General features: G+C 58.8%; 22 protein-coding genes and 1 pseudogene. 11 read left to right on the top strand and 12 right to left on the bottom strand.

Annotated elements, in window-relative coordinates:
• From AKG12_RS30445 to AKG12_RS26255, 5 genes and pseudogenes are all read right to left on the bottom strand, one after another.
• Positions 1-95, bottom strand: a pseudogene (locus tag AKG12_RS30445) (IS6 family transposase); the annotation flags it as partial.
• Positions 96-447: 352 nt separating this feature from the next.
• Positions 448-876, bottom strand: a complete 429-nt coding sequence (locus tag AKG12_RS26270) for a hypothetical protein (RefSeq protein ID WP_046797647.1) — start codon at positions 874-876, stop codon at positions 448-450.
• Between the two features lie 35 nt (positions 877-911).
• Positions 912-1,904 (bottom strand): substrate-binding domain-containing protein, encoded by a 993-nt coding sequence (locus tag AKG12_RS26265; RefSeq protein ID WP_170986360.1) that lies wholly within the window; start codon positions 1,902-1,904, stop codon positions 912-914.
• Entirely contained in the window at positions 1,897-3,090 is a 1,194-nt protein-coding gene (locus AKG12_RS26260; RefSeq protein WP_137326838.1) for a Gfo/Idh/MocA family protein, read from the bottom strand. Before AKG12_RS26260 ends, AKG12_RS26265 begins: the two co-directional genes overlap by 8 nt.
• Complete coding sequence (locus AKG12_RS26255) at positions 3,080-4,030, bottom strand: PDR/VanB family oxidoreductase (RefSeq protein ID WP_046797646.1); 951 nt, start codon at positions 4,028-4,030, stop codon at positions 3,080-3,082. The genes AKG12_RS26260 and AKG12_RS26255 overlap by 11 nt, the downstream gene beginning before the upstream one ends.
• Positions 4,031-4,165: 135 nt before the next feature.
• Here AKG12_RS26255 and AKG12_RS26250 point away from each other — a divergent pair, with 135 nt between their 5' ends.
• Positions 4,166-5,446 (top strand): Rieske 2Fe-2S domain-containing protein, encoded by a 1,281-nt coding sequence (locus AKG12_RS26250; RefSeq protein ID WP_046797645.1) that lies wholly within the window; start codon positions 4,166-4,168, stop codon positions 5,444-5,446.
• 155 nt (positions 5,447-5,601) lie between these two features.
• Here the strand turns inward: AKG12_RS26250 and AKG12_RS26245 are convergent, their stop codons facing one another.
• The 3 genes from AKG12_RS26245 to AKG12_RS26235 all read right to left on the bottom strand — a co-directional run bounded on the left by AKG12_RS26245 (position 5,602) and on the right by AKG12_RS26235 (position 8,382).
• Complete coding sequence (locus tag AKG12_RS26245; protein WP_046797652.1) at positions 5,602-6,549, bottom strand: DMT family transporter; 948 nt, start codon at positions 6,547-6,549, stop codon at positions 5,602-5,604.
• Positions 6,550-6,678: 129 nt separating this feature from the next.
• On the bottom strand, positions 6,679-7,590 hold the full coding sequence (locus AKG12_RS26240; protein ID WP_082118567.1) for an EamA family transporter: 912 nt from the start codon (positions 7,588-7,590) through the stop codon (positions 6,679-6,681).
• A 285-nt stretch (positions 7,591-7,875) separates the two neighbouring features.
• Entirely contained in the window at positions 7,876-8,382 is a 507-nt protein-coding gene (locus AKG12_RS26235) for a MarR family winged helix-turn-helix transcriptional regulator (RefSeq protein ID WP_052760558.1), read from the bottom strand.
• Between the two features lie 347 nt (positions 8,383-8,729).
• Between AKG12_RS26235 and AKG12_RS26230 the strand changes: the two genes are divergently transcribed.
• From AKG12_RS26230 to AKG12_RS30840, 8 genes are all read left to right on the top strand, one after another.
• Entirely contained in the window at positions 8,730-9,863 is a 1,134-nt protein-coding gene (locus tag AKG12_RS26230) for an ABC transporter substrate-binding protein (RefSeq protein WP_046797643.1), read from the top strand.
• 25 nt (positions 9,864-9,888) lie between these two features.
• The gene (locus AKG12_RS26225) at positions 9,889-11,793 is read left to right on the top strand and encodes an ABC transporter permease (RefSeq protein ID WP_046797642.1); all 1,905 of its coding nucleotides are present in this window, start codon (positions 9,889-9,891) and stop codon (positions 11,791-11,793) included.
• Positions 11,790-12,593, top strand: a complete 804-nt coding sequence (locus AKG12_RS26220; RefSeq protein ID WP_046797641.1) for an ABC transporter ATP-binding protein — start codon at positions 11,790-11,792, stop codon at positions 12,591-12,593. The genes AKG12_RS26225 and AKG12_RS26220 overlap by 4 nt, the downstream gene beginning before the upstream one ends.
• Complete coding sequence (locus AKG12_RS26215; protein ID WP_170986361.1) at positions 12,580-13,365, top strand: ABC transporter ATP-binding protein; 786 nt, start codon at positions 12,580-12,582, stop codon at positions 13,363-13,365. Before AKG12_RS26220 ends, AKG12_RS26215 begins: the two co-directional genes overlap by 14 nt.
• 61 nt (positions 13,366-13,426) lie before the next feature.
• Positions 13,427-14,752, top strand: coding sequence for an alpha/beta hydrolase family protein (locus tag AKG12_RS26210; protein WP_046797640.1), 1,326 nt, complete (start codon positions 13,427-13,429; stop codon positions 14,750-14,752).
• A 144-nt stretch (positions 14,753-14,896) separates the two neighbouring features.
• Positions 14,897-15,678 (top strand): IS5 family transposase gene (locus AKG12_RS29795; RefSeq protein WP_225340024.1). Its coding sequence is split into 2 segments (ribosomal slippage): positions 14,897-15,226 and positions 15,229-15,678, totalling 780 coding nucleotides; the frame shifts between segments, so codons are not numbered across the junction.
• Positions 15,679-15,838: 160 nt separating this feature from the next.
• Entirely contained in the window at positions 15,839-16,111 is a 273-nt protein-coding gene (locus AKG12_RS26195) for a hypothetical protein (protein WP_046797638.1), read from the top strand.
• A gap of 279 nt (positions 16,112-16,390) precedes the next feature.
• Positions 16,391-16,558 (top strand): hypothetical protein, encoded by a 168-nt coding sequence (locus AKG12_RS30840; RefSeq protein WP_035227145.1) that lies wholly within the window; start codon positions 16,391-16,393, stop codon positions 16,556-16,558.
• A gap of 67 nt (positions 16,559-16,625) precedes the next feature.
• Here AKG12_RS30840 and AKG12_RS26185 read toward each other — a convergent pair whose 3' ends face one another.
• From AKG12_RS26185 to AKG12_RS26170, 4 genes are all read right to left on the bottom strand, one after another.
• Positions 16,626-17,630, bottom strand: a complete 1,005-nt coding sequence (locus AKG12_RS26185) for a tyrosine-type recombinase/integrase (RefSeq protein WP_046797637.1) — start codon at positions 17,628-17,630, stop codon at positions 16,626-16,628.
• Positions 17,623-17,847 (bottom strand): site-specific integrase, encoded by a 225-nt coding sequence (locus AKG12_RS26180; protein ID WP_156316096.1) that lies wholly within the window; start codon positions 17,845-17,847, stop codon positions 17,623-17,625. The genes AKG12_RS26185 and AKG12_RS26180 overlap by 8 nt, the downstream gene beginning before the upstream one ends.
• A 60-nt stretch (positions 17,848-17,907) precedes the next feature.
• Positions 17,908-18,360, bottom strand: coding sequence for a tyrosine-type recombinase/integrase (locus tag AKG12_RS26175; RefSeq protein ID WP_052760556.1), 453 nt, complete (start codon positions 18,358-18,360; stop codon positions 17,908-17,910).
• A gap of 221 nt (positions 18,361-18,581) precedes the next feature.
• Positions 18,582-19,763 (bottom strand): tyrosine-type recombinase/integrase, encoded by a 1,182-nt coding sequence (locus AKG12_RS26170; RefSeq protein ID WP_170986378.1) that lies wholly within the window; start codon positions 19,761-19,763, stop codon positions 18,582-18,584.
• A 402-nt stretch (positions 19,764-20,165) separates the two neighbouring features.
• Between AKG12_RS26170 and AKG12_RS26165 the strand changes: the two genes are divergently transcribed.
• Together AKG12_RS26165 and AKG12_RS26160 are read left to right on the top strand one after the other, a co-directional pair.
• Positions 20,166-21,260 carry a DUF3991 and toprim domain-containing protein gene (locus tag AKG12_RS26165; RefSeq protein ID WP_245282234.1) on the top strand — a complete coding sequence of 365 codons (1,095 nt, stop codon included), beginning with the start codon at positions 20,166-20,168 and terminating at the stop codon, positions 21,258-21,260.
• A gap of 66 nt (positions 21,261-21,326) precedes the next feature.
• A complete protein-coding gene (locus AKG12_RS26160) occupies positions 21,327-21,932 on the top strand; it encodes a DUF1419 domain-containing protein (RefSeq protein WP_046797634.1) in 606 nt (201 codons plus the stop codon).
• The last annotated feature ends 39 nt before the right edge of the window (positions 21,933-21,971 follow it).

Here is a 21,971-nt window from a genome sequence, read left to right as displayed (position 1 = left end):
AGGCTTAACGGGAACCGGAAATACAGCCAGACCGCATGGGCGATGATCTGCGGTGGGAAACGGTGGTTCTTGTAGCTGATGGTCGGCGTGCTCATCACGTCCGGTTATCCGTCAACCGTTAAGCCACGAACAACGTGACAACGCCGTGCGACGTTATGTCGATGCAGCAGCGGGGCGAGGCCGGTTCGAAATCATTGCAGGCGCCAACCATTTCCTCGGCGGTCAATTCGATCTTCAGGAGCGGGCAGCTGACCTGTTGACAAATTGGGCGACGAGTTTGTTCGAGGGGTAGGTGAGGCCGGCCAGCGGATTGTTCCGCTTCAGCACGGCGGTCGCAGACACGCGACGGTGCTATGCTTCGAGGGCATTCGCGCTCAGGAAGCGGTCAGCAGTGGGCGGCACCCGAGGACAATCGGGGACCGACAGGACTCGCTCTCGGCTCAACCATCAACCGAGCATAGACAGGAAGTCCTGCAGTGTCGGCACTTCGCGCTGAGAGGCGTTCTGAAGACGCGGATCGTCCTCCAGCGTATAGGTCAAACCCTCGCCTTCCCACAGCCACCAGTAAACGATCTCTCCCTTTTTGCCGCGGATCGGCATCTTGAAGGTGGGAAACTTCTTGTCCGGAGCCGGAATTTCCGCCGTCCCGATCCTGGCACCTTCGATCTTTCCGTGTTGCAGCGCACCACCCAATGGCATCATCACCACGCTTCTTGTCTTTGCGGAGGACAGGACGGCAAGCGCGGGGCGATCTTTATAGATGCCAGGCAGGATACGCACGACCTCGGGATAGGCGACATGCGTATGGGTGACCTGTACATAGGCCAGGCCTTCGGGGGTGGAAATCTCGACCACGTCGCCAGGGCTGAATTGCATCTGGTTTTCCTCGTCTCGGTTATGATGCCTGTGCCCTAGAGGCTATAGGCTTCGGTCGTTGCGGGATGGAAAAGCTCATCGGCCGAGACAAGACGCGGCGACAGGCCCTGATCGTAATGATAGCGCAGGAAGGTATCCAGCACGTGCCGGTTGGGCTGCAGGCCGTAGCTCCAGATGTCCGGTCCCATCAAAGCGCGGGCGCGGCTGAGGCTGTCTTCCACGAAGGGCATGGTCACCTTGGTTGCAGATGTATCCATCAGCGCTTCCTCGGCAAGCGACTTGGCACGGTTGAACGCCTTGAGCAGGGCGCCGGGAAGCCAGGGATGCGTCTCGGCCAGCGACCGCCGCAGGCCGAGAACATGCATGATCGGGAATATCCTGGTCTTACGGAAATAGGTTTCCGCTTCAGCGATCGTGTCGGGGAAAAGCCTTCCGATCGCAGGATTGCCCTGATCGAAGCAGCGCGGCGAGCGAGGGCCGACGAAGCCGTCGATATCGCCTCTCTCCAGCATCGCATTCAGCGTGTCGCCTTCCGGCGCATCGACAACCCTGATATCAGACGGCAGATCGACCTTGATCTTCTCCGGGCGGCCGGGCGTATCCATGCCGCCGCGCACCCAGACTATCTCCGAGGGATGCACGCCGTATTCATCCTGCAGGATACCACGGAACCAGACATTGGCCGACAGCTGGTATTCCGCAATGCCAATTCTGCGGCCGCGCAGCGCTGCCGGACTGTCGATGCCGCGGTCCTTGCGGATATACATCGAAGTGTGACGGAAGGCTCTCGACAGAAAGACCGGGATGGCGATGTATTGCGAGGCCCCGCGAGCCACCGAGATCGAGTAGGACGAAAGCGAGAGTTCGCTGATGTCGAACGCAGCATGCCGGAAGGCTCGGAAGAACATCTCCTCCGGCGACAGCAGCATGCAGGTCGGATCGACGCCGTCGATCTTGACGAGCCCGTCATAGATCGGACGGGTGCGGTCGTAATTCCCCATAGCCAGGGACAAATTCAGGTCAGACATGGTCATTCGCTCCCACTTGATGTTCCAGTCTTACGGGTGCGTTGTACGCAGCCGATTTCAATATCGCATGGCATACTTCCAGACTTGCCAGTCCCCAGCGGCCACTCTGTGCGGGCGGGCGTCCCAACCGGACTGCGGAATGGATCGCAGCGGTCATTTCGGACCGGGAAAACCGGAAGGGTGGCGCCGGCCGGAATTCCCTCCGATCTTCTGCATATACATGCAGTCCCTCCGGGGTCAGCCGCAGATCGGCTTTCTCCAGGGATACGATGATCGGGCCGAAATGCTCGTATGTTTCAGGGCTTGAAGGCTTGTCGGGCAAACCGTAGGTACGGGCCGCCTTGAGGTCCATCTCGCTCGCAGCGCCGCGTGCCTTGAGGGCGCGACGGGCATTCCCGTAAGCCTGCATGTCCTTACGGGCGCCCAGCTCGCCGAAGCCGTCCATCCATTCGTCGCTGTCGAAGAAGCCGTATCCGGAATAAGTCATCGACGCGATGCATCCATCGAACGCAATCTGGGCAACATAGGCGCCTTCCGTCGGCCGTTCCGAATCCCAGTTTCCTGTATAGGCGCAAACTTGCCGAGCCAGGCCGCCAGCGAGCAGGCGGATGATATCGACCTGATGCACACCTTGTGAAAAGACGACACCGCCGCCGCGGGCGGTGTCAAGCTCTTCCGGGCGGCGTGGGCGATAGAGGAAATCCGTGTAATTCAAGGCGTTGATGAGCCGAACGCGGCCGAATTCTCCGCTGAGGATGATTGCGCGCGCCATTTGCACCGGCGTATCGAAACTATGGCTGGGGCCGACAAGAAGGTGTACGCCGGCCGCGGCGCAGGCATCCGTCATGCGAATGCCGTCGGACAGCGAGATGGCAAGCGGCTTTTCGACCAGCACGTGCTTGCCGGCCGCAGCCGCCTTGCAAACATGGTCGAAATGTATTTCGTGCGGCGTCGAAATATAGACCAACTCGACCTCTGGATCGGCACAGAGGTCGTCTATCGTTTCGTAAGCCCTGCCTCCGAATTCCCGGAGGAAAGCCTGTCGCGATACCTCCCGCGGTTCGGCGGCTGCGACAAGTCGAACCCGCGGGTCTTCGACAAAGGCTGTCCGGCTCAGGACGAACGCCCTTCCCAAGCCTGCGACGCCGATGCGCACAGGTGATGCAGCAGCCTCGTCAAAGGTCAAGGACCAAGCCTCCGGTCCTCGCGCGCGAGACGCATATCATGATGAAATCGTCTTTCTCGTCGTCCATCAGAACCATGTCCCGATGATCGGGGTCTCCTGCAAGAAGGCGACACTTGCACGAGCCGCAGGTCCCGCTCTCACAGGAACTCGTCGTCTTGATACCGCTCTCGCGAACCGCTTCAAGGATGGATTTGTCCGCTGGGACGGACACCGTTTTCCCCGACTTTGCAAGTTCAACGTCGAAGGCGACGTCGTCGACGCGAACCACCTCCACGGGCTTGAAGTCCTCGAAATTCACACGGCCTTCGGGCCAGTGGCCGGAGATCGACACAATCTCGTCCATCAGCGGCTTTGGCCCGCAGCAATATACGTGCATGTTCTTTATATCGACAAAGTGGTCCCAGAAATCGTAGGCCTTGGCCGGATCGCCGTCATCGTGATGGATCTTAAGCCGACGACCGAAAGCCTCCTTCATCTCCGGGAGATAGGCAGCCTCCTGTGCGTTCCGCGAACAGTATATGATATCGAAATCCTTGCCCTCCGCCGCCAGGCGAGACGCCATGGAATAAATCGGCGTCACGCCGATGCCTCCGGCGATCAACAGATATTTCGCAGCGGACTTCAGGGTAAAGTTGTTCTCCGGCGGCCGAACCATAATGGTCGTGCCGACCTGCGCCTGCTCATGCATCGATGATGAGCCGCCACGCGATTCACGTTCACGTTTCACGGCAATCAGATAGCGTTCCGGGTTTAGGCCGTCGCCGACGAGCGAATAGCGACGCATCGCGCCCGAGGGGGTTTCGACCGTGACGTGAGCCCCCGGCCCATAGGTCTCCAGCGGAGCCCCATCCGTCGAAACGAGCGAAAATTCGGTAATGTAAGGGGTGAGATCGCGGCGGCCAATCACTTTCATAGCACGCGCGTTTGCATCTTCAGTCATTCTTGCATCCCTGTCACGCCGACCCGGCGGCCACGGAGGTTTACTTAGATGCCTAATTATTTTTTGTCAAGGTCTAGACGAGATGGCTCATGCAGTGATAATTTCCTTAGAAAGCTAACTTGGAGGACCGTAGCCGTGCTTACTCCCGAAGAAAACGATGTTCTGACGCAGGTATCTGCGGACAAGCCGATGGGAAAGCTGATGCGTCAGCACTGGACCCCCGTGTGTCTGATCGAGGAAGTTGCCGAGCGCGATGGTACGCCGTTGCTGGTCGAAGTCCTTGGCGAGCGATATGTCGCCTTCCGCGACACCGACGGCAGGCTTGGCCTGCTTGACGAATTATGTCCTCACCGCCGCGCCTCGCTTCTGTACGGGCGCAACGAGGAATGCGGCCTGCGTTGCCTCTATCATGGCTGGAAGATGGACGTGGACGGCAACGTGGTCGCGATGTCCTCCGAGCCGGAAGGCAGCCCGTTGATGAACAAGGTCAAGCATCGCTCCTACCCCGTCAAGGAATGGGGCGGATTCGTCTGGGCCTGGTTCGGCGACAAGGAGCAGGTTCCGGAATTCGATCCCCCTGCATTCGCGCCGACGGAAAGTACACAGGTTTCGATCCTGAAAATCAGGATCCCGTGCAACTGGGCTCAAATCCACGAGGGCCAGATCGACAGCGCCCACTCTTCCAGCCTTCACTCGTCGGACATGGTGCCAGCCCGTGTCGAAGGCGCGGCGGCAGACGACAAGTCATGGTATCGGCCGTCGACCGACAAGTCGCCGAAAATGCAGACCCAGACGACCAGCTACGGCTTTCACTATGCAGCCATCCGCCGTCCCATCAAGGGTGCTGATACCCACAACTATTTGCGCATCACTGAATTCGTGGCGCCGTATTACTCCCTGATCCCGCCGAACAGCTCGTATAACGTCGCCAGCGTCATCGTGCCGATTGACGACGTCACGACAGCGTTTCACTTCATAGCCTGGGGCGGCACGGACTGCCCGAGCACCGAGGACTGGCGGAAGTTCAACCATGCCCAGAAAGGCATCCACCTCAATGACAGGTGGGAAACCCATCGGACCCGGGAAAACAATTTTCTGCAGGACCGGCAGGCCATGAAACTCGGTAACTTCACCGGCATCAAGGGTATTCCCAACCAGGATATTGCGATGTGGGTCGGCATGGGCCCGATCGTCGATCGGACGAACGACGTCCTCGGCGCATCAGATCTCGCAATCGTCGAATTCCGGCGACTGATGGTGGACGCGGCCCGCCAAGTTGCAGCCGGCGGCAGCGCGATCGGCACGGATGCCCCCCGGCTTCCGCAGGCGCTGATCGCTTCGCGTGAAGGCGTCTATCCGAAATCCGTGGATTGGCGCACGCTGGTAGACCCCGATCAGCCGCTCGCGGCAGAGTAGGGACGCATAACGGCGCTTCGCGTCTTGTCCAATTGAAGCCCGCGTCGTCGAAGGACGGCGCGGGCTTCATGATTCGTGCGATGTCATGATTGAGGGCCGACGCTGTCGGCTGGCCCGGCAGTTCCAGCTCGCATTGTATGGCCCGAACCGTCGTGTCAGCCGCGTTGCGGTTGTCGATCAGGCAGGCCTTTAGCCGGCGCCGGCGCTGAAGCGCGCATGGACATCGTCAAGCCGGCGACGATGATCGCCATGCCGAAGACATGGTATGCTTGAAGGCTTTCGTTGAGGAATATGATCGCGAGCCCGGCTGCAAACAATGGCATCAGATACATGAACAGAGACGCCCGTGCCGGCCCGATACTCCTGACGGCCCGGTTCCAGAATATGTAGGCCAGCAGCGAGGGGAAGATGGCGAAATAGACCAGTGCAAGAAGGCTTCCGGCACTCACCGTCATGGTGCCGACGACGGCCGCCTCCCAGACGGCAATGGGCATATGGCCTAGAACCCCGAAACCTATTGTCGTCAACAGAAAGACCAGCGGATCGAGTGCAGTCGGCTTCCAGCGGATCAGCACGGTATAGAGGGCCCATGCGCTCATGCCGAGAAAGACGAGAATGTCGCCATACTGGGGCGCCAGGGCGGAAAGTATGTGGACATTGCCACGCGCTATAATGACGACGGCCCCGGTCAGTGCCAGCGCGACGCCGAGGACTTGCAGCCCAGCGATCCGCACGCGCAGGAAAATATAAGCAAAAACAAGCGTCATGACCGGCATGAGCGAGTTTATCAGCGCGGCATTGACCACCGTCGTGTGATGCAGTGCAACGTAGATGAAGCAATTGAACGCTGTAACGCCGACGATGCCCAGGGCAGAAAGCCAAAGCCATTCTCGCCTGAGCCGATCGCGATTCTGGCGCAGTTTCGGCAACACGAAAGGCAGGAGCAGAAAAAAGGCTATCAGCCACCGCCAGAACGACATCTGGAAGGGCGGAATATCATCGCGGAAAGCGCGAGCAAGAAAGAAATTGCCCGCCCAGAAGAGCGGCGGCAGGATGGCGAAGGCCAAATGCCCGATATTAAGACGTTGGGGGGCCGTAACCATGATATCTCCAGATTGACCGGGATCGGAAAGCTGCGCGTTCATCCCTCAGGCTGGATCCGGCGCGCCAGCTGCTCCAAGCGCACCCGGCAGACAGGCGGGCGTCGGCGCGGGATCCAGTCCCGAAACTCCTCATCCTGCGGCCACGACGACCAGCCCAACAGTGGCCAGTGCCGTTGCCAACACGGCAAGCATCGACGGAAACTTTTCCGTTTTGAAGATGAACACCGCGAGATAGGTCGACAGGAATATTTCTATCGAGTTGACCACGGCGACCCGTGCGACCGTCGTATGGCTCAGGGCCACGAACTGAATGACCTGGCCCAGGGAAATCAGCGAGGCGGCGGCAAGCTGGGGTCTGTCGAGGGAACGGAACGAAAAGCGCCTGCGCTCTCCCCCCGCGCGCCCCACCATCCCGACGAGCCCCGTCATCCCGACGAGATAGTAAACTAATGCAGCTAACGACCCGGCAAATGCACCGAGATAGGGGTCCGGCATGAGAGAAAGGCCGCTCCGGCGAACGACATAGCTGACCGCATAGGTCATCGCGCACAGAAGAGCCAGCATGCAGCCTCGGGACAGATCTTCTTTCGAGATGGAATCGGCGCTCAGCTTACGATTGTCGAAATAGAGCATGACGAAACTCGCGCCCAGCGCAGCCATTCCGAGCATGGCGGGGACTGACAGGCTTTCCGCCAGGACAAGCCACGCAAAGAGAGCGGAGAAGAATGGCGTCAGCCGCCGGATTGTCGTCGCCCGGACCACGCCGGCCAATTGGACCGACCTGTAGAGCGTGGTGCGCCCCCATACCGTCGAAAATATGCCGGCTGCGGCGAACCAGGCAATCGCCGGCCAGAAATGCTCCTGAATGTCGGCCGAGAAAAACGGCCGCCCAAGAAACGCCCAGGCAATGAGCGCGAAACCGCCGGTCAGAACAACGGACAGAAGGAGACCGTTGTCGTTTTTCCTCGACGAGTTGACAATCGCAATACTGCCCAACGCAAAACATAACGCAGAGATGAACGCCAGAATCTCTCCGGTCATGCCCTGACCATCAGAAAGCCGCTACATCTGGCATTCACTCTTGCGGAACTGGAGGCGGCTGCAATTGACATTGATTGGTTCTCTACAGGGGAAGGTTCTGACGCTTTCGCTGGCCCTTTTAGCCACTTCAGGTCAATGTTTAGAAAGCTAAGTTAGTTCTGGGGATAAGAACAGGGGTAGGTGGGGCTTTTTCTGCAAAAATTTAGAACGGCAGTGCCGCGTAGCCATGAAATCCGGCAGGATTCGGCGTTTGGCAACTCGTCTTCACTTAGGAAACGAAGAACGTTAGGTGGCGACTTCAGGCTGAATCTTCGTCGTCATATTGGCCTGGATGGCACCAAGGAATTGCATCAACATTTGGATCTCCCTTTCGGTGAACCCGGAAGCTGCCGCACCAACGACCTCTTTTGCGATGGGCATCAGCTCATGCTTCAGTTTATGGCCGCGCTCGGTAAGAAAAATGTTGATCTTGCGCTTGTCCTCGCTGTTGCGACTGCGGTTGACCAATCCGTTCTGCTCCATCGCCTTGATCGCGGAAAGAGTTGTCGGCTCCATGGTTCCAACGATCAGCGACAACTGTTTTTGCGTTAATCCATCTTCGTTCCATAGGGCTCGAAGAAAATACCACATTCCCAGCGATACGCCGTATGGCTCGATCCGCTGCTGAAGATATTTCTGGATAAGCCTGTGAGTCAGGCGCACCTGGTAACCTAAGCTTGCGGCGAACGGCAGGGCGACTTGCTCTTCCGAGCCGGCGACGAGATCGGCGTTTTGAGCCGTATCAGCTTTCATACCTAAGAAACTCCATTTGTCCTCACTATCACATGAGCATGTGTCGATAGCAATCACGCGAAGACAGGCATCAACCATAGATAATTAGATATCAAACGATACGCCAAGGTTGTGCCGAAACCTAAAAAATTGGGGCATTTACTAGGTCCGTAGCAGGAAAAGATCGCGGCTATTTTGAACTTCTCTGTCGATATGGCCGGCAGAAATTGATCCTTGACAAATCCTAAGATATCTAAGAATTTACCCACGCATTCGCAGAGGAGCGAAATGCCCGTGAAAAAATTGATCGCGATTTAAGGGAGGTTTTGGTTTTGGGTCTGGTTAAGACTATCTTTGCAACGCTAGCCATGTCCGTATCTGTGGGTGCGCACATCGCACAGGCGGAGACACTCGACATCAATGTGGTCCTGCCGCTTACCGGAGGCGGTGCCTTTCTCGGCAAGGCCGAACAACAGGCCCTGCAACTTTACGAAAAGGCTGCAGCCACCGAAACAGTGCATGGCAAACAGATCAAGTTCGTCTTCCACGACGACCAATCCAGCCCTCAGATCGCGGTGCAGCTGGTCAATAGCATCAAGGCTGGGGCTCCGCCGGTCATTATCGGCTCGGCCGTGTCTGGCCTCTGCAACGCCATGGGTCCGCTGGTTCGAAGCGGCCCGGTTCTGTACTGTCTTTCCCCGTCGATGAATCCCAAGCCGGGAGAGTTCGTCTTCAGTTCGAGTGTCTCCACCAAGGGCCTGGCGGAAGGACTGCTCAAATATTTCCGCGACCGGGGCTGGAAGAATATCGGGCTGATAACCTCCACGGACGCAACCGGGCAGGACGCTTACAAGAATATTACCGCATCCGTGGGCAAGGGCGATCTGTCCGACATCAAGATCGTTGCCGAAGCGCAATTCAACCCGACAGAAGTCAGCGCCAGCGCACTGGTTCAAAGGATCAAGGGCGCCAATCCCGACGCAGTGATCGCATGGTCCACAGGCGCACCGATCGGGACGATTTTCAAGGCGATCCGCGATGCGGGTTTTGACGTTCCGGTAGGAACTACCGACGGTAACATGACCTACGCGCAGATGGAGCAATATTCCTCGTTTCTGCCGAAGGAATTATATATCCCCGCTCCCCATTGGCTGAAGTCTGAAAAGGGCGACGCTTCTCCGAAGGTCGCGGCGGCAAAGGCAGCCTTTTACAAGGCATTCGAATCGGCGAACGTGAAACCCGACGGGCCTTCGACGTTTGCCTGGGACCCGGCACTTCTCGTCGTCAGCGCCTTGAAGGCAATGCCGGCGAAGGCGGATGCCGATGCTCTCCGCAACTACCTGAACAACCTTCAGGATTTCGGAGGCATCAACGGCGTCTACGATTTCAAGCGGGATCCCCAGCGCGGCCTGGACAAATCCAATGTCGTCATAACCCGGTGGGACACCGCCGGTGGGACCTGGGTTCCCGTCAGTGACGTAGGCGGAACTCCGCTCAAGTAATACCAGTCGAAACTCGGAGTCCACCATGGCTGAAGTCCTACAGATTTTCGTAGGCGGCGTTCTGCTGGGCGCAATCTATGCGTTGATCGCCCTCGGATTTTCGTTGATCTACCGCGTGACGGGGGTCGTAAACCTGTCGCAGGGCGGGTTTGCAGTTCTCGCGGCGCTCGCCGGTTACACATTCAGCCAGCGACTAGGCCTTCCCCTTCCCATCGCGCTTCTGTGCGCGGTGGGAGGAACGACGGTCGTAGGACTGGCGATCGGATGGTTCACCTTCGTACCCGCGTTGAAGAAGCTTTCCAATGCAAACGTTTTGATGCTGACGGTCGGCATCCTGACGCTGATCGAAGGCTTCTCGCTCATCGTTTGGGGAAGCCAGCCCTATTCTGTTCCCGCATTCTCTGGCGAGCAGCCGCTCGAAATCGGCGGATTGAGGATCACGACGCAAACGTTCTGGATCATTGGCACGGCAATTGTCATCTTCCTGGCGGTCTGGTTCGTGATCTCCCGGACGAAGGTCGGCAAGGCCCTGCGCGCCTGTTCGGAAAACCCATCCGCCGCCGCGCTGATGGGTATCAACGTCAAGCGCATGACGCTGCTCAGCTTCACGCTGGCGACACTGATTGCGGCGGTGGCCGGCGTGGTCGTCGCTCCGACGACTACGCTGCAATTCAATACCGGACAGCTTTTCACCATATCCGGCTTCATCGCGGTGGTCATCGGCGGTATCTCGTCCTTCCCCGGCGCGATCGTCGGAGGTCTCTTTCTCGGACTGGTCACCCAGTTTGCAACGGCCTACGTTTCGTCACTGTTCAGCAACGCCATCGCACTGATCCTGCTGCTGTTTATCCTCATCTATGCGCCGACCGGTCTTATCCCGTCCAAGATTACCCGCCGGCAAGACGTTCGCGAGGAACCGCGAGTCTGGGGTCACCTCACGAGGCTCGCGCCGCAAACCGCCTGGATCGCCGCCGCAGTCGGCATCGTCATCGCCGTTGTCGTCCCGCTGGTCATTCCGGCTGCGTATATCTCGAGCCTGACCATTGCCGCGATCATTTTCCTTGCCTTGATCGGCCTGGATCTGCTGATGGGTTATACGGGACAGGTGAGCCTTGGCCAGGCCGGTTTCATGGCGATCGGCGGTTATACGGCCGGGTATCTCTCGATCAATTACGGGATAGAGCCTGTCTTCGGTATTGCGGCGGGCGTCATGTTGTCGCTTCTGTCCGCCCTGGTGCTGTCGATCGTGACATTGCGGCTGCGTGGTCTCTATCTGGCACTGGCGACATTGGCATTCGGACTGCTCATCGATTCCTGCGCCATCGGTTTCATCGACATCACCGGTGGACCGTCGGGGATGGTCGGGATCCCGTCCTTCTCGGTCGGTCCCCTGTATTTCGATACGCCGATGTCCATGTACTTCCTGGTTGTCGCGGTCGATGTCGTGGTGCTTTTCTGCCTCTTCGGTGCGTTACGCACGAGTTTCGGCCGCGCCCTGCAGTCGATACGGTCTGACCAGATGGCGGCCAGCGCGCTCGGTATCAACATTGTCCGCTACAAGCTGGCCGTCTTCATGATCAGCGCCGCTCTCGCATCGATCTCCGGCAGTCTTCTGGCTTACTCCTTCAACTTCCTCGCTCCTGAAATGGTGGGGACGGCACGCTCGCTGGAACTGGTCTCGATGCTCGTCATCGGCGGCGAAGGGACGCTTGTCGGCCCTGTGTTCGGAAGCGTGCTTTTGACAATGCTGCCGACGATCTTCCAGCCGCTGGCGATGTACAAGACCTTCTTCAGCGGGGCGCTGCTGATCCTCTGTTTCCTCTATCTGCCGCGCGGCATGTACGGCGTTATCGCGCACGCGATGAGCCGCGTGTCGACCCCGAAAACCGTCGCGAACAGCCAGGGACTGGCGGAAGGAGGTGCTCAATGAGCCAGGATCTAAAACAGCCGAACGGCACGGATATCCTGCGAGTGGACGGTCTATCGAAAAAGTTCGGCGGGCTGAAGGCGACCGACGGCGTGAATTTCTCCGTACAGGAGAATTCCATCACGGCGCTCATCGGACCCAACGGTGCAGGGAAAACGACGGTTTTCAATCTGATCACCAACATTTTCCCGCCCGACGAAGGAACCGTTGCATTTTTTGGAAAGCAGATTGCCGGTTGGAGCCCCATGGACATCGCCAATCTCGGCCTGATCAGGACATTCCAGTCGGCACGTGTCTTTCCGGGTCTGACTGTTCTGGAAAACGTCATGGTCGGTCGCCATCGCCTGATTAAAAGCAGTGATTTTGGCCAGATGCTGTGGAGCCCGGAAAGCCGGCGCGAAGAGATGAGGATCCGGTCCCAGGCATTGGCGATGCTGAAAATCGTCGGCCTCGAGCGCTTCAAGGATGCGCATGCCGTGGACTTGCCTATGGGTGCCCAGAAGTTGCTGGAAGTCGTCCGCGCCGTGATGGGCAGCCCCCGGCTTCTCTGTCTCGACGAGCCGGCCGCAGGTCTCAACGACACGGAAACCGAGGAACTGGCCGCCCTTCTGAGAGCGATCCGCGCTGCCGGAATCTCGATCCTGGTGGTGGAACACAATATGTCACTGGTCATGAATGTCGCCGATCACGTGGTCGTTCTCGACGCCGGCAGGGTCATCGCCGCTGGTTCGGCCGCGGAGGTTCAGAGAAACCCGCAGGTCATCGAAGCATATCTGGGGAGGGAGCAGAATGCCGCTGCTTGAGTTGAAAGGCGTTTCCGCGGGCTATACCGGCGCGAGTGTGCTGAACAAGATTACTCTGTCCCTGGATGCCGGTGAGATCGCAACCTTGGTCGGATCCAACGGTGCCGGTAAAAGCACGATTGCCAAACTCGTGTCGGGAATCCTGACGCCCATGCAGGGCGAAGTGATTTTCGATGGAAAGTCGGTCAAGGGCCTTTCAGCATCGGACCGGCTCCGGCTCGGTATTGCGCATGTTCCCGAAGGCAGACAGATTTTCGGCGGCATGACGGTCCTCGAAAATCTGCGGCTCGGCGCCTACAGTGTGCCGTCGCGACTGTCGATGGATATCGAGAGCCAGCTGGCATTCGTCTGCATGTTCTTTCCGGTGCTGAAAGATCGCCTCGGCGATGTGGCAGGGAATTTTTCCGGCGGCCAGCAGCAGATGCTGGCGATCGCACGTGGACTGATGTCGCGGCCGCGGCTGCTGATCCTCGATGAACCGTCGCTCGGAGTGGCGCCGCTTTTGGTCAACGAGATTTTTCAGCTGATCCAGCGTCTGCGCGGCGAAGGCATCACCATTCTGCTGGCCGAGCAGAATGCCCGACAGGCGCTTTCGATCGCCGACCGCGGCTATGTCATCGAAAACGGGCAGATGGTCATGGAGGGCGCGGCGGCCGCGCTCGCCGGATCTGCAGATATAGCAGAGCGCTATCTCGGGATCGGCACATCCATCGGTGCCAATGAGGATAAGGATGCCCGCATGGCGAGGGAGCTTTTGCGGATCGTTGCATAACATCGCCCGGAATACGGGGCGAAATTTGACCATCACTATCATATGAGGGAGGAGTTCGACTTTGAAGAAAACCATCTATGCGCTGATTTGCGCCGGCGTGGCGTGCCTTTCGGCAAACCTGGCGCTCGCGGCGCCGCCGCCGGAATATGTCAGCTTTGGCGCCGCGTCCGGTATTTTTCACATGCCGGCAGACGGCAAGGCGACGGTTGCCTTTTTGGCGATCCACAGGACTGCAAACTATCTGACCCATCCGACATGCGCTGAAATGCCGAAGCGCGGGTTCGCGGCGCTTTGCATGAATACCCGCTTCAACAACAACGAGATGGTGGTCGATTGGGACCGGATCGCCCTGGACGTCAAGGCTGGGGTGGAGTTCCTGCGCAAGCAGCCGGGTATTCGCTATGTCGTGCTGCTGGGCCATAGCGGAGGGGGGCCGACGCTCAGCTTCTATCAGGCGGTGGCCGAAGCAGGCCTGTCCTTCTGTCAGGATCCGAAGAAGCTTGTGCCCTGCAGAGACGATCTGGCCGGCCTTCCCAAGGCGGATGCGATCGTTCTGGCCGACGCCCATCCTGGCGTACCGGTCATTCTGCTGCGAAGCCTCAATGGCTCCGTCATGGACGAAACACCCGGGAAATTCGACGCAAAACTCGATCCATATGCAACTGAGAACGGGTATAATCCATCGGGATCCTCCCACTATCCAAAGGATTTCCAGACACGGTATTATCAGGCACAGTCGCTGCGCATGAACGCGCTCATCGACAAGGCATTGGCGGAGAGACGAAAAATTCAGGAAGGCAAAGGACCTTACCCGGATGATGAAGCCTTCTTCATTCCTCATGGCGGAAATCCGGGAGCCGGCCCGGGTGGTGCATCGCAATTGCATAGCATGGACACCGCGATCGCCCTCAGACAGACGCGGGCACCGCAGAAGCTGATCAAAAACGACGCTTCCATCGTCAAGGAAATTGTCACGTCCGTCAGCCCGCCGGAACTCGACGCCAAGCAGACGACAAATTCCTTCGGTAAGGGCACAAAGCAACTGACGCTGACGTCCTTCCTGACGACGCAAGCGGTTCGCTCGACCAATTCGCTCGACGGTATCGATCATTGTTCTTCCAACAATTCCACGATCTGCGCCGTGGAGAAAATAACGGTCCCGACCCTAGTCGCCGGAATGACGGGATATCTGTTTATCCGCGACTCCGAAGAGATCTACGAGCATTCTGTCGCCAAGGATCGGGATCTGATTTACATCGAAGGAGCAAACCACGGCTTTGCGCCCTGCAAGCTGTGCGGGCCTGAAAATGCCTATGCGAACTCCCAGAAGAACCTGTTCGACTACATCGCCGCTTGGACAACCGAAAGATTGCCGGCCAAGCCGTGAAGGACGACGGCGGCCGATAACAACTCCATCGACCGCCGCTGTCATCCGCAGACCACTTGCATACTATATATTCCTACTAGGCAGTGTCCCCATAAATTGGGTTCATCTTATTGACGGTGTGTGATTCAATTTCCGTAAAAGGAGATTGCCATGCGCCGTCACGAATTGAGCGACGAAGAATGGGACATCATCGCACCACTCCTGCCGACCAATAGCCGTGGAGTTGAACGTCGTGTCGATGATGGCCGAGTGATCAATGGCATCCTGTGGCGTTTCAGGACTGGTTCGTCCTGGCGAGATGTGCCGGAGCGTTATGGCCCGCGCACGACGCTTTATAATCGGTTCTCCCGCTGGCGTAAGGCAGGCGTCTGGGATCGTCTTCTAGACGCCGTTTCAAAGCGTTACGATGGAGACATAGTGATGATAGACAGTTCCTGTGTTCGTGTTCACCAGCATGGTGCCAACGCTAAAAAGGGGGCTCTGCCGATCCTTGCATGGGACGTTCGCGCGGCGGCCTGACGACAAAAATCCATGCTCTTGTCGATGCAGATGGCAGACCGGTTCGGCTGGAACTCACCGCCGGCCAAGCCGCCGATGCACCAATGGCTGAAAAGCTGTTGAGCGACCTACGGCCCGGCGCGACGATCCTCGCCGAAAAGGCATATGACACCGACGCAATTCGTAACTTTGCCAAACAACGCAAATGCTGGGCGAACATCCCTGCAAAGGCCAACCGAAAGCAGACATTCAGCTTCAGCCGCTGGGTCTACCGTCAGCGCAACCTCGTGGAACGCTTCTTCAACCGTATCAAGCAGATGCGCGGCGTTGCGACACGATACGACCGGCGTGCAGACAATTACATGGCCGCCCTCAAACTTGCCGCAACGAGGACATGGATCGCCTCAGCTAATGAGTCCGCATCCTAAAACTTGCGAATATACACACCTTCCGCAAAAGAGCATAGCGGCTTTGTTCCATAATAACGATTATCTGATTTTCTCTAAGATGTTGGAATATCAATATATTAATGCCTCTCCATCGAGTTTGTGGTAACTTGCCTATATCGCCACCGGTCTCGAGAGATTGATGATCCACTTCCTCACACGATGGCTCGCACATCGCCGGGCAATAGGGCGGCGATGGCAGGCTGATGCCAGGCTTCTCGCAAGTTCGGATCCAGCCGGCTCCTACTACGAAGCACAGCGCCGTGCGTTGCATAGCCGGTCCAGTGGTGATCTCGACGAGTTCTGGCACTGGTCGAAAGTCGCCAGCGAGATAGCCCGGATAGAGCCACGCGCTGAGATGGACTTCGCTGTTCTCAAGGCCTTGTCCGATCAGGAGAAAGCCGGCCGTCGCTGACTGGTGGGCTGGTCAGACAGGTGCTCGGCAACAAATGCTGAGCTGGCTTCCGTGAACGATCTGTGCCGGATACCTCAATTCCCGCCGAAGCAAACCAATCCCGCTCTTTATGGATGGCGTCCTGGACCATGTCCGGATCTCCGTCGATCAACCCACTATCGGGGTCGGCTAGCAAGCTGCCGCCGCTTGCGCCTTCGGCTTCGCGGTGATCGCGACCGTCCCCGGTCCTTTGAGGAGCCATCGAGCGGGATTGGCCCGCTCCGGACGGAGGTTTCTCACATGGCACAGGATCTTGCACTCGCCCAAAGCCACGCATTTTCGCTTTCCCGCATTCTCATGGTTCCCGTCACCCTGTTCAAATCCGGCGACGAATTCGGCGTCCTTCCGTCCGACGAACTCGATGACGAAGACGATCTTGAGATCGTGCATGAATATGCGCCGTTCTAGATTATGCTCAGCCCACGAGCAGCTGCCCGGATGAGCGGGCGGCTGCCGGCAGACAAGCAGCACATAATCAGAGCGATTGCAGGAAGTGCATAAGCTTGTCAGGCGGCCGATAGCGTACGCCAGTTGCGGTGACCGGCTGAAGCCGGCTGAGTGCCTCCTCCTTCATTGCAAGATCGGCCTCCATATAGATATGCGTTGTGCTTGTGTCCTCGTGCCCGAGCCAAAGCGCGATCACAGTAAGGTCGACGCCGGACTGCAGCAGGTGCATTGCGGTCGTATGCCGGAAGGTATGTGGCGATATCGGTTTCGCCTTGACCGATGGAATGTCCCGGCCGGCAGTATCGACGGCGAGGTCGAGGCGTTGCCTTACGCTGGAGCGGGATAGCCGACCGCCTGAACTATTGGGAAAGAGATACGCGTCCGGCCGACAATCACGGAGATCCTGTATCCATCGCTTTAGGGTTCTTGCGGTTTCATTCCAGAGCGGCACGCTTCGGCGCTTCCGTCCCTTCCCATGCAGGTGAACGACCGGTGCAGTCTCCAGAATGACACTGCCGACCTGAAGGTTGATGGCCTCGGACACGCGTGCGCCGGTGTTGTAGAGGAACGCGAACAGCGCTCGGTCCCGGCGGCCGGCCCAGGTTTTTGGATGAGGTGCATTGATGATCGCGTGAACTTCGGGCCGGGTGAGATAGCCGAGCACAGGCTTATCGTGCCGCTTCTGCGGGACGGCGAGGCTGCGCTCAATCACCGCCAAGGCGGTTAGATCCTCGTGTGCGGCATATTTGAGGAATACGCGGATGGCGGAGAGGCGGGCGTTTCTGCTCCTGACGCTATTGGCCCGTTCACGCTCAAGGTGGTCCAAGAAGGCCAGGATTAGGTCGGCGTTGAGGTCGGGCAAGGTCACGTCGGTCGGGGATTTCCCGATCCGCTTCTCCGCGAAGGCCAGCAGTAGCTTGAACGTATCCCGATAGGCCGCGACCGTGCAGGGGCTCACCGCTCGTTGCTGGCGCAGATGATCCACGAAGAAACGCTGCAGCAGGGTTGGAAAGGAAGGCGCGGTGTCAGTCATCGAGGTCGCCTCCGACGATAGCCGCATCTTCGAAGCGACTGCCGGCAATCGCCATGAGCTCGGGCACACTCTCGATATACCAATAGGTATCGCGTAAATTGACGTGCCCGACATAAGTGGACAACATCATCATCGCGGCATCGATCTCGGCTCCACTCTGCTGCCAGAGGATAAGCCGGCGACATATGAAGCTGTGGCGAAGGTCATGGATGCGCACTAACGGATGGCCACCGCGCGGCCGGATCCCCAATCTCTGGGTAATCCGGAACCAGGCATATCAGGCGTTCATGTAGGTCAGCATCTTGCCGGACAGTTCGCTCAAGAAGACCGGATCGGTCGGGCTGGATGGGAATATCGCGTTTCGTCGATCAAGAAAATTTTCGAGCGCGGCAACCGAGGTCGGGTGGAGGGCGACAAGGCGCTGACGTCCATATTTCGCTTCCCGGACTAAAATCTGCGCCGCTTCAAGATCCAGATCGCGGAGCTGGAGACTGAGCGCTTCTGATATCCGCAGGCCGGTCGCAGCCAGCAGCCCGACCAGGGCGGGCATCATGAGCGTCCCGGCGGCCTGAACACGGCGAATATGATGCGCCTCGGCGATGATGGCCGTGATCTCTTCGATAGTAAAGATATGCGGGGCAAGCCGACGTTTCGTGCGACCGAAGGGGTTGGTGGCTGGGAAAGTGGTTTCGCCGTACTCTGCCGCGAGAAAGGTGGCGAATGGCCTCAACACCTCCAGGCGTTTTGCCCAGGTGAAGGGGTCGGCAATAGTCGCGTTGGCCTTTGCCCAGCGGAGCGCGATATCGGGAGAGAGGGTGCCTTCGTGTCCTCTGTCGTCGGCATACCGGGCAAAGGAGATGATCTGCCTCCCCGCAGTTTTCAGCTTGAAGCCAAGGTTTCAGCGGTAAGCAAGGTAGGTCTCGGCGCGAGACAGCATCGTTGTTGATCCAGTCATGCCCGCGCTCCCGGCCACGGCAGGGCCACGGCCGCCAGCCTGTTTTGATCCACGCGAGCATAGCCCGCCGTTGTCACCACGCTCCTGTGCCGCATCACGTCCGCAACCTGCTTCATCGGCACGGCGCCGTTGACCAGGCGGCTCGCAATCGTGTGGCGGAAGATATGGATTCTGGTACAGTCCCAGCCCAACCGCTCGTAAACCGCATACACCGATCGCTGCACCGCGCGCGGGGTGATCGGCTCTCCGATAGGCGCTACATGCCGGACGAAGACTTCCCTGTGTTGCGTGGCTTGCCTCTCGTGGACGATATAGTCGGCGATCGCTTCACCGGTCGCGAATGGGAGCGGCATAGGATCGGACCGGCGTGACTTGGTGGAGGGCACCTGGATCAGCCCTTTCTCCCAGTCGATGTCATCGAGCGTCAGGCGAGTTATCTCGATTGACCGCATTCCCAGGTCGGCCAAACACCTTACGATGGCATGAACTCTTTTTCGGGTTTGGCCGATTTCCGCCGAGACCTCCAACAATTGCTCCAGCTCCGCAGGGCTGAAGCCTGTTTGAAGTTTGGTCGGGCTTCTCATCGCCGGCGCTGGTATGGCTCTCTTCAAGCGACGAACGTCATCGCCCACCAGCGTTCGATATCGTAGATAGCATCTGACCGAGCCCGCATAGCTACGAATGGTGGCAGGCTTCCATCTGTTCCCGCCGAGCACAAACTGTCGGATGTGCAAGGGGGTCAGGTCGGCCATATCGACACGGCCGTCTCTTACACTTCCAACGAGAAGGCGCCGGACGATATTGCTATGCTTGCGGCGTGAAGCCTCGGACAAACCCCAAACTTCGGCGACCATGGCGTCGAATGCCAGGACTTCGCGATCAATCGCCGATAGGTTCGTGGGTGGGATCAGGCGCAGCGCCCTCATTTTCACCGCAAGGTTCAAAGCGTATCGCATCGCCTTCACCCCCGTGCGCATCTTCCAGAAGCAGGAGCAGCCGTTCTGGTGCTCAGCAAGGAACGCCTCAATGTGATCGGTGCTAAAACTGTCCATGGCGACATCACGGTCGGCCAGCCAATAGCCAAAGTGGAGCACGACGGCGGTGTACTGGCGCCGGCGCGCGGCCTCATAATCACGGCGCTCACAATGGTCTTGGACCATCCGGGCGAGCGGCGACAAAATGTTTCCGGGGTCTTCGGTTCGAAGACGGAGGTGTAGTGGGGTCGGCAATTGCGTTCTCCTGTTCTGTTCAGAGTTGCAATTGCCAGGTTGCCTCCGTTTCTCTGCCCGACGCTGAGGAGCGCGGCTCAGCGAGCCGATTATGTGCAGTTGAAAAGCGGAAATGCCCTGCCAGGCAGGGCGTTTGAGCATGAGGTGACCATAAGTCACCACGGCGCATATTCATGCTTATGCGGAGGTGAGCATAAGCACGAATATTTCCCCCGCGGGTCTCATTGAGACCCGCATGTCCCTGCCGCTGGCGACCTGTCGGCCGCAAGGGAAGCTCCGCCGCGGCCGGTGCAAATCTGCACCTTGATTGCCGCGCCCTTGCCCCCTCCATTCTTCGCGGCGGAAACGAGGATGGCCGCAGGTATGCGGATTGGAAAAGAAGGGCGATCGACAAGTGATCGGAAAACAATGAAGAGAGAAGAGTTGGAGGCGCTGCGCGCCAAGGTGAGTTGCGAAGCCGTACTGGAGCAGGCCGGTTACGACATCGATATTAAGGAAAGCACGCGACGCGCCGTCAAATACCGGCGTGGCGGCAACATCGTCATTGTCACGCATGACGGACGCGGCTGGTTCGATCCGCTCAGCGATGAGAAAGGCGATGTCTTTGGACTTGCCATGTTCCTGGAAGGAATTTCATTCCCGTCCGCAACGGAAGCGGTCGCGTCAATTGTCGGGTATCAACTCTCCCGGTCGGAATGGAAGTCCTCGCGGTCTTCAGTGCCAGTAAAAGACATTGGCGACCGTTGGCGCAGCCGGCGCTCGCCTTCGCCCGGATCCGGTGCCTGGCGCTATCTGTGCTGGGAGCGCTGGATCCCGACGGCCATCGCCCGGCAGGCCATTCGAGCGGGTGTCCTTCGGGAAGGGCCCTTCGGCAGTATGTGGGCGGCCCATGTCGATAGCGAGGGACGCGTCGTCGGCTGGGAAGAGCGCGGTACCGACTGGCGTGGCTTCGCCACCGGGGGCTCTAAGGTTCTTTTCCGTTTTGGACCAAGCGATGCCTCTCGTCTCTGCGTTACCGAGGCCGCGATCGACGCGATGAGCCTCGCAGCGCTCGAGGGCTCGCGCGAGCAAACTCTCTATCTCAGCACTGGCGGCGGGTGGTCTCCGGCGACAGACGCGGCGCTTGCCGAACTTGCTGTGCGGCCGGGACTGACACTGGTGGCCGCGACCGATGCCAATTCTCAGGGTGATGTGTACGCCGAGCGACTGCGCGCGCTCGCCGAGGCGTCCGGCTGCGACTGGCAGCGGCTCCGTCCGCCGGCGGAGGATTGGAACGAGGTTCTCCAAAACAGGGAAAGTGAAAAACGGGAAAGGAAAACCGCAGGGAATAACGGGGCCTGCCGCATGCGCGCCGGCCGCATCAAGGGAGGCTTCGCCCGGCATGCGCCGGCCCTTGACCCGGCCGGACACGAGGCCGGCAGCGTGGAAGGGGTCATGAAGGACTGAAGAGAATGGCAAGGTTGAAACGACTTGTGCTGCCTTCGGTCCAAAACCCCGAAAAGGATCAAGCTGATGACCTCTATAGCCCCTCCCCGCAAAATCTTTCAAGGAGCGGCCAAGCGCGCCGACATGTTCCGGATGTTCGACAGGCACGCGATGCGCCCGGACCGCTTTGATGGCGACCAGTCTGCCGTCTATGCCGGCGAATGGTTCGAGATCGATGAAACCTCCTACTCCTATATGCTCGATATCCTGCCGCCGCTCTGGATGCGCGGGCCGATCTTTGCGATGCGTGAGTTCATGACCGGGTCGGTGACCTCGGTATTTTACGCGATCCGGATCGACGAAGCGGTCCGTTACTTTCACACCTACTGCGACCTCTCGGACCCGAACTCTGTGGAGGCGATGCGGACCGCAATCGTTGACCGCGAAACCCGACCAGTCCGGGCGATGAGCCGCGAAGAACGGCTTGAGCACATCTGGAGCACGACGACCGACGACTATCGTGGCTATGCCGGCGACCGCTGGCCGAAGCAGATGCAAGGACATCGCACGGTGATGCTCTACGGTGGCAGTGAAGGCACGTTCCTGAAGTTGCTCGACACCCTGTCTGACGACGAGATCGCGGCCAAGCTGCCGGTGCATCTACGCCACTTCCCCTCAGCCCTGGCCGCCTGAGCCAGATCATCATTCGCAAATTTCGCGCCCTAAGCGGCC

This window comes from Agrobacterium sp. SUL3 (genome assembly GCF_001263295.1).
GTDB classification, from domain to species: domain Bacteria; phylum Pseudomonadota; class Alphaproteobacteria; order Rhizobiales; family Rhizobiaceae; genus Agrobacterium; species Agrobacterium tomkonis.
Note: the sequence above shows the minus strand (reverse complement) of the source record. Positions and strands in the feature narration are given on the sequence as shown.